Origin of the sequence: Rivularia sp. UHCC 0363, from assembly GCF_034931125.1 — a bacterium.
Taxonomy (GTDB): Bacteria; Cyanobacteriota; Cyanobacteriia; order Cyanobacteriales; family Nostocaceae; genus Rivularia.
The window spans coordinates 37,879-49,210 of the sequence record NZ_JAYGHM010000060.1; the positions used below are offsets into that span (position 1 = coordinate 37,879).

Below are 11,332 nucleotides of genomic sequence, written 5' to 3' on the forward strand. Positions count from 1 at the left end.
ACTTTAAATCATGTCGCACGATCTTTGAGTCATGACAACTAAAACAATCAAAGTCAATTATCTGGCTCGCGTCGAAGGTGAAGGCGCGATGTATGTGAAAATCAAAAACGGTAAAGTTAAAGAAGTTAAACTAAAAATCTTTGAACCACCCCGATTTTTTGAAGCATTTTTACGGGGGCGCAAGTATAGCGAAGCACCAGATATTACTGCTCGCATCTGCGGTATTTGCCCAATTGCCTATATGATGAGTGCCACTCATGCGATGGAAGATTGTTTTGGAGTTGAAGTTACTGGTGCAATTCGGGCAATGCGACGGCTGATTTATTGTGGTGAGTGGATGGAGAGCCATAGTTTACATATCTTCATGTTACACGCTCCCGATTTTCTCGGTTACGACAGCGCTGTTGAGATGGCTCATGTTTACCCGGATATTGTTAAACGAGGATTGCGATTAAAAAAAATTGGCAATCATATTATGTCTTTGGTTGGGGGTAGGGAAGTTCATCCTATTAACGTTCGCGTAGGTGGATTTTACAAAATGCCTACACCACAGGAGTTACAGTCCCTAGTCCCGGAATTGCAGTGGGCAATTGACGCTGCCGAATTAACAGCACGTTGGGTGGCTGGGTTTACTTTTCCCGAATTTGAACCGGACTACGAATTTGTCGCGCTGCAACATCCTGATGAATATCCGATGAATGAAGGGCGTTTGGTTTCTAACAAAGGTTTGAATATTCCTATTAGTGAATTTTACAATCGGATTGCAGAAATACATAAACCTCATTCTACGGCGCTACATTCAACTATTAAAGAACGAGAAAACTACTTTGTCGGACCCCTAGCACGCTACAATTTGAACTTTGATAAATTAACACCCCGCATTCAAGCGATTGCCCGCGATATTGGTTTAGAATCATTTTGCGGCAATCCCTTTCAAAGTATTATTATTCGTAGTTTAGAAGTATTATATGCTGTTCAAGAAGCACTGCGTATTATTGAAACCGAGGAAATATTAAGCCAACCCGTGATTGAATATACAGTTAAACCGGGAACCGGACACGGTTGCACCGAAGCCCCTCGCGGCATTTGCTATCATCGCTATCAACTTGACGAGCAAGGAGATATTCTTGATGCCAAGATTGTACCTCCTACATCTCAAAACCAGTCAACTATTGAAAAAGACCTCTGGAAGTTCGTCGAAGAGCATATAGATCTACCAGAAGAACAATTGCGGCAACAATCGGAACAGGTAATTCGTAATTACGATCCTTGTATATCTTGTTCAACTCATTTCCTTAAACTTGATGTCGAAAGAGAACCATAACCAGAAAATATTACTGATTGGCATTGGTAATAAATTTCGCCAGGATGATGCCGTGGGGTTGGCGATCGCCGATAAATTTCGTATCCAACTACCCCCACAAATTAAAATTATTGAAGCATCGGGGGAAGGGGTTGCATTGATGGAATTATGGCAAGATGCAACAACAGTTTATCTATTTGATGCAGTTATATCTGGGGCTGAAGTAGGTAAAATTCATCGCATCGATGCCCAAATACAAACAGTACCCGCGAAATTTTTCAACTATTCTACCCATGCTTTTAGTGTTGCTGAAGCAGTTGAACTGGCAAGAACTTTAGATCAACTCCCCCCCAAGTTAATTATTTACGGTGTAGAAGGAAAAAATTTTGCTCATGGAATTGGACTTTCTCCAGAAGTTGAACGAGCGACAGAAGATGTAGTCCAACAAGTGTTAGTAGAATTATGCATAAAGCCAGTTTGATTGATTAATTGGCATTGCTGAATTAAGCTATGAATCAAGTTTTCGTTAATTAATCGATTCGCGATCGCACTAGTGAGTAAGGTGGCGATCAATATAGATTTTTTGAAAAGTAGTGAAGACTTGAATCATATTTTTTTCGTAATTAATTTGATTTTAACCTGAGTTCTGGCTAAACAGATGGGAGTAAAAGCCACTCTAGATTCCTCCATGATTTAATAGATTTTTGTGCCACCGAACCTCAAAAGTTTTGCATAAATCATCTACATCACTTAAACGTTGCATTTAAACTAAACAAAGGACAGGTTGCTGATTTGATGTTACTTTCAGCTTACTACCTGTCCTTTCCCTTATCCCGAACTCAGTTTTATTAGCTAAGAATCCTGATGTTCTTAATCATCTTTTTATACTCTATTAAAATAATAAGAAAAGAGATAATTTTAAAAAAATGCGTGAAACTTTTTAGCAGTAAAGGATTAATACATTTCTCTGAAGAGATAAATAGAGCAAAAGGTTAGTATTAAATTTTACTAATACTTTTATACCTTCACAAGTTCCTCACATTTGCGTTGTAATTTTGAAATTAAATACAGCGAATCAGTTGAAAAAAGCTGTAGTTAAGTTTTACGGCATACTATAACGGTTTTCACGCTGATTCAAATATGTCGGAACCTTATCCTAATGATTAAGGCTAAGATCGATCAAATAGCAGTCGTATACTCCTACACCTACCTAACAGATGTGTGGGAGTATGCGATTAAACTCCCACCCAAGTTAATTATTTACGGTGTAGAAGGAAAAAAATTTTGCTTAAACGGCTGGCAAACTCACAAGTTCGCCAAGTTGTTCCAATAGGATAAAAATTGAAAGCAGTTAAAGAAATATAAGATGTTTAACTGGTATAATTCTATTGGTTTGATAGGCTTAGTTAGCTGGCTGCTATTTCCCAACGTAGCAACGTTAGCCACATCATTGGAAAAAGAAGGAAAGGCTGATATTTCGCCAATGGCAAAGACTTCACTGGCTAATCTTCCAGATGGAGCCTATCAGTTGTGTACTGAACCATTACCTCAAGATTGGCGCGATGGAGCAGGTGTATGCTTCAATTACGCGAAGAAAGGTACGACTATCGATGGTTACTATGGCTATCCCCACAGCGATGCCTTTGTATGCCTGCGGGGAAATCTTTCCAAGGATTGGCTATATGGTGAGGGAATGATAATTCCCTGGGGTGAAGGTACCAGGCTTGAAATTCCTCAAAAAGAGTTCACTTGGGACAAAGAAGGGCGATTATCTCTCTCGCAGGGAGATTTGGCGCACAGCGATGGGATAGGCGAAGATCGGGTTGACTGGATTATTTTTAAACAGGCGAGTTTGAACACGCAGGGGTTGTATCTTTATCCCAATCCCCGCATGAAGTCACCAACCCAACTGTGCGACTGGTCGTTTAAATGATAAGAGTTAATGGGACAGACCACTAGGCTCCCCATTTACTATTAAGAAAAATTTCCCTTATCCTCACAAGTTTCTCAAATTTATATTCTAAATTGAATTGTATGCTCGATGCGAGCATAAATATAGTTATTTAATAAAACTGCGGCATGAAAACTGATTACCTGATTTTAGGAAGCGGTTTATCCGGCTTGGTGTTTGGCGCATTGATGGCAAAATCTGGAAAACGGGTGCAAGTTTTAGAAGCCCATGAGTATCCTGGTGGATTTGGTCACACTTTTACTATGGCTAAAAAATATCGCTTCAATGCACAACTTCACTACGTTTGGGATTGCGGTGAAGGTAAACCTGTGAATCGGGTGCTGAAAAAACTTAATTTAGACCAAGATATCACTTTTGAAAGGTACGATCCCAAAGGGTTTGACCATATGCGAATGCCAAATTATGCTTTGGATATTCCTTCAGATTCTCAAGAGTTGATTCGACGACTTGCAGATTTGTTTCCTGAAGATGCTGACAAAATCAGTAAGTTCGTTTTTGAGGTAAAAAAGATTAGAGAAGGATTGAAAATATTATCTCCTCCTGTGAATCCTGGGCAATTATTTATGCATTTCGGTGAAGTCAGCAGCACCGTTGGATATCTGCACAGCACGCTACAAGATGTTTTTAATAAATTCAAGTTACCTCAAGCCGCGCAAACGCTTTTAGCTTCGCAATGGCAAGACTTTTTACTACCACCAAATCAACTTTCTTTTTATGCTTGGGTAATTTTATTTACAGGATATCAAGAAGGTGCTTATTATCCTACCCATCATTTTGAAGCTGTGATTGATGGGTTAGTAAAAACGATTCTTGATAACGGTGGTGAAGTTATTTTCAATACTGAAGTTGTCAATTTTATGCTTTCGGGTAAGACAGTTACAGGTGTTGAAGCTATGGATTTGATTACCCATCAGACTACTAAGTTTAGTGCTGATACCGTCATTTGCAATATAGATCCGAAGAAAGCCGCCAAAATGATTGGATATGAAAAGTTTTCTGGGACGGTACGGAAAAAACTTAACTACGAATATTCTCCCTCAAACTATATGGCATACTGTGTAGTCAAAGATATTGACCTGCGAGATTATGGATTTGGTAAATGGAATACTTTTCATACAGGTCATCAAGATTTGAATGAAGCATTTTATCAAATGTACGTTTCTCATGATTACTCAAATCCCAGCTTTGCAATTACTACACCTACTTTATTAACTACTGAGGAGCGTGACTGTCCAGAAGACTGTCAAATTATCGAGTTTTTGACTGTGGCTGACTACAGCTATTTCCAGGAACTTAAAACGCGAGATGAAAAGGCTTATCGGCAAAAGAAAGATGAAATTCTAAACTCTATTTTGGATGTTGTCGAAAAGCACTATATTCCAAATATTCGACAACACTTAGTCTTTAAAATTACGGGAAGTCCTACAACTAACGAACGGTTTTGTCATTGTCCTCATGGTAATTCCTATGGTTCTAATCTTACTCCTAAAAACATGGGGATTGGTCGATTAAATCATCAAACCTCTTTGAATAACTTTTATTTTTGCAATGCTTCATCGGGGTATCCAGGATTTGCACCGACATTTTGGACGGGAGCGCTTTTATATCAAAGGTTATCGGGAGACAAGATTTTATCAGACAGCGAGCAGTGAACAGCGGTCAAAAAGCAATCAATATAGGAGTTGAGTGATGAGAATAGCTATTATTGGCGGGGGAGCTAGCGGTTTAGTCACAGCTTATCTTCTCGATAAACAAGGTCATCATGTCACAGTGTTTGAAAAGCAGCCTATTCTGGGGGGACATATTCGTACTCTTAATAAGAATGTGAAACCCGATCGCTGTGAATGTGACGAGTTTTTAGAAGGTGGAGTACTGGAATTTCCCGGTAATTTTCATAACTTTCTCAACTTGATGAAAGAATTGGAAGTTGACTTAGAACCTGTAGATTTAGCTTCTACGATGTTTTTCAAAAACGGTCGTCATATACATTCTGCCTCCTCTATCCGAAAAAATTTCACTGGTATACAGCGACTAATCGAATTTCTCAAGCTTGACGGTTTATATGCTCGTTCGGTTGGTTTTTGGTTAAAAACTCATTTTGCTCAAATACCGTCCGTCTATAATCGATCTTTATCCTACTATTTGAAGACTCAATGCATTAGAGATATCTGGATCAAATTGCTGACGATGTATAGTTATTCGATGCACTTTGAACTGATTGATAATTTTCCTGCGGAACTAGGAATTCTCTCTCTGCGAGATTATGTTTTTATCGATTGGTTTAGAATCAAAGGTGGGGTATATTCCTATATTGAAAAGATTTTAAAGCGTTTCAAAGGTGAAATTCTGCTAAATATCAACGTCGCGGATGTTTCTAGAATGGCTGATGGTGTGAAAATTGAACTATCAGATGGTGCAACCTACAGATTTGATAAAGTTGTGTTTGCAACTCCACCAGATAGGGTACTAAAGCTATTGTTAGATCCAACGACTGCTGAAATTAGACGCTTTGGTGCTTGGGAAAACAATCAAATAGTCACGCTGATTCATGCCGATACTTCGATGTACGATAGATACGGTATTAAACAACCCTCGGAGTTTGATTTTTTCGAGACAGCAAAAGGATGGGGATATAATGCTTATCTCAATCAATTGTGTGGTGTCTCATCTGAAGTTAAATATAACTTGGCGTTTAATCTCGAATCTTTAATTAATCAAGATAAAATTATTCAGCGTTTGGAACATGATACGCCATTATATACCGTTGAATCCTTCCGATACCGAGATGAAGTAGTTGATACTAATGGAGAAAATCACAGCTATCATGCAGGTGCTTACTTAGGAGATGGCTTACATGAAGGTGCCATTACATCTGCAATCCGAGTAGCTCAATTAATCGGATAGATATGCTCGTCACGCAAAAATCTCCCATCTACAATGACGGGAGATTTTCAATGATGGCTAAAACATTTATAAATCGCCAAGTTTAATATGCTCGGTGAGAAGTTTCTTCAATTCCTTTATGTTGTCTTTCTCTTGGCTTATTTTTGATTTTAGCCTGACCATGAAAAAGTAAAGATTCATTTCAAAATCATCTACCTTTAACTAATAATTGCTATATTGAAGATGAAGCTAATTAAAGCTTCCCTGGCAGATATAACAGCCCGGTATGTACGGGTTAAATTAGTGAAGAGGTGAAAAAAAGCTGTTTCATAATCTGTCTCGTCAACTAACAACAATACCCAACTCGAACACTTATATTTCCTCGTTTTGAGAATCAGGGGGCAACGTAACTAATAATCTGTGAAGCAATAATTGTGGAGCAATTGATTAGTACAACCCTATAGAGCGAACTAATAAGAGGAAATCGCCAAGTTAGTAGATGCTTGGGTATTGTTGTTTTTAAGCATATTATTTTGTAAAAAATATTGAGTTTACTTTATCCGACACCTATCGTGCTATTTTAAAAAGTAAGTAATTTGTTTTAAAATAAAAATTTTTCTGTAGATATATATTCATAGGTACTAATTCTAAAGAAAAATAGTTTTATATCTGTAGGTTAAAGGTGATGCCTAATAAATATAAAACTATCTTTGTAGACAATAATCTGATTGGTAATCTGATTATTGGCAAGTTCAATATACACAGTAAAATAAAAATGTGAGGAACTTGTGAGGAAAAATATTTATTACCTTGACATCAACTTTTGATAATTAATAAACCTAATTTGCAGTAGAAATCGGCTTTTTCAAAATCATGAGTTATTAAAAGTATATCTAATTAGATTGATGTCTTGTCCAAAATTAAACATTGAATGTTGAAAAATTATGAATTTTGACTAAGAATATAGATTCCTGTATCATTCAACATTAATAACTTGATGCAGCTTTCTCAACAATTCTTCGCTGGTATAAGGTTTTGATAAAAATAATTTAGCACCATTGCTCATTGCTGCATTTACCTTATCGCTGGTAGCTAATCCGCTGATGGCAATTATCTTAACTTGAGGATTCATTCTTTGCAGCGTGCGGATAGTTGTTACACCATCCATTTCCGGCATCATCATATCTATTAATACAGCGTTGATTTCGTTTTTATATTGAGCATAAAGCGCAATTGCTTCAATTCCATCGCTAGCGGTAAGTACTTGATAATTATAGTTTTCCAAAGATGTTTTAGTAATATCCCTAATACTCATCTCATCATCAGCTAAAAGGATTAATTCTCCTTTTCCTTCGAGAATTTCTAATTTTTCATCTTTTATAACTTCTGCTGTTTGGATGGCTGGTAAATAAACTTGGAATTTTGTTCCTTCACCAACTTCGCTATAAACATCAATAAAACCACCGTGACTTTTAATAATACCAATTGTAGTTGAAAGTCCTAATCCCGTACCTTTACCTTGTTCTTTAGTAGTAAAAAATGGGTCAAAAATTCGCATCTTAGTTTCTGGAGGAATACCCGTACCCGTATCTGCAACTGTAATTACAATATAATTTCCTACGATCGCATCAAGATTCATTTTGACATAGTTTTGATCAATATCAATGTTTTCAGCTTTTATACTTAGCCTACCGCCCTTTGGCATTGCATCGCGAGCATTGACGCAAAGATTCATTAATACCTGATGAATTTGTGTTGCATCGGCGCTAATTAAGCGTAAATCATCGGGTAAACCCACTTGAATTTCAATAGATTTGGGAAAAGTATTGCGAGCAAATTCCTGAATTTCCGAAATGATATGCTTAACTTGAAGCGGAGTGCGATCGCCTTGAACTCCTCGCGCAAAAGATAACACTTGCTTAACTAAAGTTGCTCCCCGTTTGGCGCTATTTTCCAGTACATCGAATAGATGCTGGGTTTGTTCGTCTACTTTCGGAAGTTTTAACGGTAAGAGTTGAGAAATTGCCAAAATCGGGGTGAGAATGTTGTTTAAATCGTGAGCAATTCCACCGGATAATGTACCGATACTTTCCAAACGTTGAGCGCGGAGAAACTGAGCTTCTAATTGTTTTTTTTCGGTAATATCGGTATTAACAATCAATGTTGATTTGGGATTCCCTTGCTCGTCGCGTACTAAGTTCCAAGTACTAAAAACAACAATGTCATTGCCAGCTTTAGTAATTTGATGTATTTCCCCTTTCCAATAATCCTCCTCAAAAAGTACTTGATAGATTTCTTCTAATTGTGGTAAATACTCACGATAAAGCAATTCATTAGCATTTTTTCCCAAGGCTTCCACTGAAGTAAAACCATATAAACGTTCCGCACCTTGATTCCAAAATAAGATTTGGTTTTCCAAGTTCCTAACCAAGATCGCATCCGTTGCAACATCTAGTAAAGCAGCTTGTTCGTGGATTTTTTCTTGTGTCTGCTTGCGTTCGGTTATATCTCGTCCTACAGCATAAAGTAGTTGTTCGTAAGGAGTCGCATTCCACTGTATCCACTTGTAAGAACCATTTTTACAGCGATAGCGGTTTTCAAAGGCAATAGTTTTGACTCCTTGCGAAAGTTTATCCATTTCCGCTAAAGTCGCTGCTACATCATCTGGGTGAATAAAACTTAAAAAGGGCTGTGCAAATAATTCTGCTTTGGTATACCCTAAAATTTCTTCAAAAGCTGGGTTAATCTGTTTAAAATACCCATCCAATCCAGCTACGCAAAACATATCGAGAGAAAGCGAGAAAAAGCGATTTAAATCTTCCTGTATTTGCTTTTTCTCAGTAATATCAATTCCAGTTGCAATAATATATTTGACCGAACCATCATCATCAATCAAACAAGTATTTGACCAAGCAATCAGACGACGACTTCCATCTTTTGCTACCCAGTGGTTTTGATGTTGATTGGGAAATTCACCTCTTTTTAGTTGCTCAAAAACTTCTGTAGTTGCTTTTATTTCTTCTGGGGTAATTAAATTCCATACCTGCCTATTTTCAACTTCTTCAAAACTATAACCAGTGGTTCTTTCACAGGATTGGTTAAAGCTAACAATTTTTCCTTGTTTATCCAGAACAACAATTAAAGCCCCAGCTACATCTAAAATAGCAGATGTTAAGTTTCTTTCCTCTCGCAGTGTTTTTTCTATTTGTTTGCGTTCTTCGAGTGCCGTTTGTACTTGCTGATAAAGTTGAGATTGCTCAGTGTAGCATTGTGATAATTCACTTCTTTCTACTTCCAAGCGTTCGACTTTTTGCTGCAATAGGTCTAAAACCCCATACATTTCAGTCGGATCTAGCGCTTGCAACAAGCTAGTTTCCGTAATTATGCCTCGTAATTCTCCCGCTTGACCAGCAATCACCAACCGTCGTACTCGATACTGATGCATTTTCTGGTGTACAGTCCACAATGACTCCTCCGCATTTACCAAAGATAGCGGCGAACTCATGACGGTTTGTACCTGCGTGCGTTCTAAATTTAACTCCAACTTCTGAAATTGAATTATGTCGCGTTCGGTAATAATTCCAACAGGGATGAGCGGAGAAGATGGGGAATTCATATCCTCTTCCACAATCACCACACAGCTAGTATGATGTTCAACCATTAATTTGATTGCATCTAGCACCGATACTGTTGGAGGTGCGTGAAGAACTTGGGTATTCATCACTTCAGAAACCCGACGAAATCTCAGCCATTCAGTAGGATGAAGCGCTCGTCGCATTCCTTCGGGGGTGATTATCCCCAGAAGTTGGTTTTGCTCATCAACAATTGGTAGATGACGAATATTGCGATCGCAAGTTAAACTCAAGACTGTAAAAACATCTTCAATTTCGGAAGCTTTGAGCGTCACCACTTCCTGGCTCATCACTTCTGCAATAGTTGTCTCTTGTACTATTCTGCCAGCAGCAAGCAACTGCATCATATCGCGCTCAGTAAAAATACCAATTACCTGCGAATCCTGTACCACTAATGCGTAGCTGCTATGTACTGACACCACCTGATTTTCATCTGAAGAGAAATGATTTTGAACGAGATGGCAACTTCTTACCCACCCCTGACTCATTAGCTGAATAACTTCAACTAATGGTGTGTCGGGGGTGACAATCAAAGGATTGCGTTCTATCGCTTGTTCCAGTGCAAATCGCTGGTTCTGCTGCATAGTGTAAGTGCGATCGGTAATTTCAAGAAAGCATTTTTATCTTCAATCTTTACAATAGAACAAATTTAGGGTTTGCGTAACCTTGGATATCTGAAATTTTCTTTACTTGTATATTGAGCGCAAATCTTGTAAAAGAAGCAAACGGACATGAAGCTTTGTTTCCTCGCTTCTAAATAAATAAGATTTATCAAAGCCTATTTTATGGAAGATTTGGGCTTAAGTATCTTATAATACATTATTGAAGCTGACAATAATCATATTCGCAGAATAGCAACACATCAAAAACTTACTATAGATGCCTTTGATATAAATATACTAAAAAAAGTATGAGGAAAACACCATTACTATTTTTTACGACTAGCTAGATATCCTCACAAAATACTCACATTATTCTCCTAATTTTGAAATCGTAGACAATAAACCACTCAAAAAGAAGGAGAAAAAGTTATTTTCCTTCTTGGTTTAATAGTTCATCATATGTTGGGTTGATAGGTGATTATGAATAACAATAAGTTCAAAATTGTGTTCAAGTACACAACGTTTTTTGCTTTGATTGCTGTATTAAGCTTGTTTGGAATTGGAATAAATTCTCAAGTTTGGGGGCAGACTATTGAGGAGCAGAAAGAAGAAATAGAAAAATTGCAAAATGAAAATAAAATTGAGGAGGAAAGGAGAAAACTTGAAGAGAATAAGAAAGCTCGGATAGAGGCTCAAAGAGCCGCAGCAGAAGCATTATTGCCAAAGATTGATTCGTCTAAAGCACCATTAGGTACAATTTCAGCCGATGATAAGGTAACATTTGAAAATACAGTTTTAGCCTATCAATCCATGAACCGAATCATGGAAGCAGTGACCGAAGAAATCAAAACTGAGATACTTGATAAAGTAGGTTCTAAAGTTTCTCTAATTGTTTTTGATGGAAAAGCAGTACCATTTGCACTTATAAAATTGGATTATG

At 37.6% G+C, this 11,332-nt stretch carries 7 protein-coding genes; 6 read left to right on the forward strand and 1 reads right to left on the reverse strand.

Annotated elements, in window-relative coordinates:
• Window positions 1-31: 31 nt before the first annotated feature.
• The 5 genes from VB797_RS26670 to VB797_RS26690 all read left to right on the forward strand — a co-directional run bounded on the left by VB797_RS26670 (window position 32) and on the right by VB797_RS26690 (window position 6,179).
• Entirely contained in the window at window positions 32-1,324 is a 1,293-nt protein-coding gene (locus VB797_RS26670; RefSeq protein ID WP_323240786.1) for a Ni/Fe hydrogenase subunit alpha, read from the forward strand.
• The gene (locus tag VB797_RS26675) at window positions 1,305-1,784 is read left to right on the forward strand and encodes a hydrogenase maturation protease (RefSeq protein WP_323240787.1); all 480 of its coding nucleotides are present in this window, start codon (window positions 1,305-1,307) and stop codon (window positions 1,782-1,784) included. The genes VB797_RS26670 and VB797_RS26675 overlap by 20 nt, the downstream gene beginning before the upstream one ends.
• Window positions 1,785-2,669: 885 nt before the next feature.
• Window positions 2,670-3,236, forward strand: coding sequence for a hypothetical protein (locus VB797_RS26680; protein WP_323240788.1), 567 nt, complete (start codon window positions 2,670-2,672; stop codon window positions 3,234-3,236).
• A 146-nt stretch (window positions 3,237-3,382) separates the two neighbouring features.
• Window positions 3,383-4,927 (forward strand): NAD(P)/FAD-dependent oxidoreductase, encoded by a 1,545-nt coding sequence (locus VB797_RS26685; RefSeq protein ID WP_323240789.1) that lies wholly within the window; start codon window positions 3,383-3,385, stop codon window positions 4,925-4,927.
• Between the two features lie 37 nt (window positions 4,928-4,964).
• Window positions 4,965-6,179, forward strand: coding sequence for an FAD-dependent oxidoreductase (locus VB797_RS26690; RefSeq protein WP_323240790.1), 1,215 nt, complete (start codon window positions 4,965-4,967; stop codon window positions 6,177-6,179).
• Between the two features lie 955 nt (window positions 6,180-7,134).
• Here VB797_RS26690 and VB797_RS26695 read toward each other — a convergent pair.
• Window positions 7,135-10,374, reverse strand: coding sequence for a PAS domain S-box protein (locus VB797_RS26695; RefSeq protein ID WP_323240791.1), 3,240 nt, complete (start codon window positions 10,372-10,374; stop codon window positions 7,135-7,137).
• 498 nt (window positions 10,375-10,872) lie between these two features.
• Between VB797_RS26695 and VB797_RS26700 the strand changes: the two genes are divergently transcribed.
• The coding region (locus VB797_RS26700; RefSeq protein WP_323240792.1) for a hypothetical protein at window positions 10,873-11,332 on the forward strand (460 nt) is incomplete at its 3' end.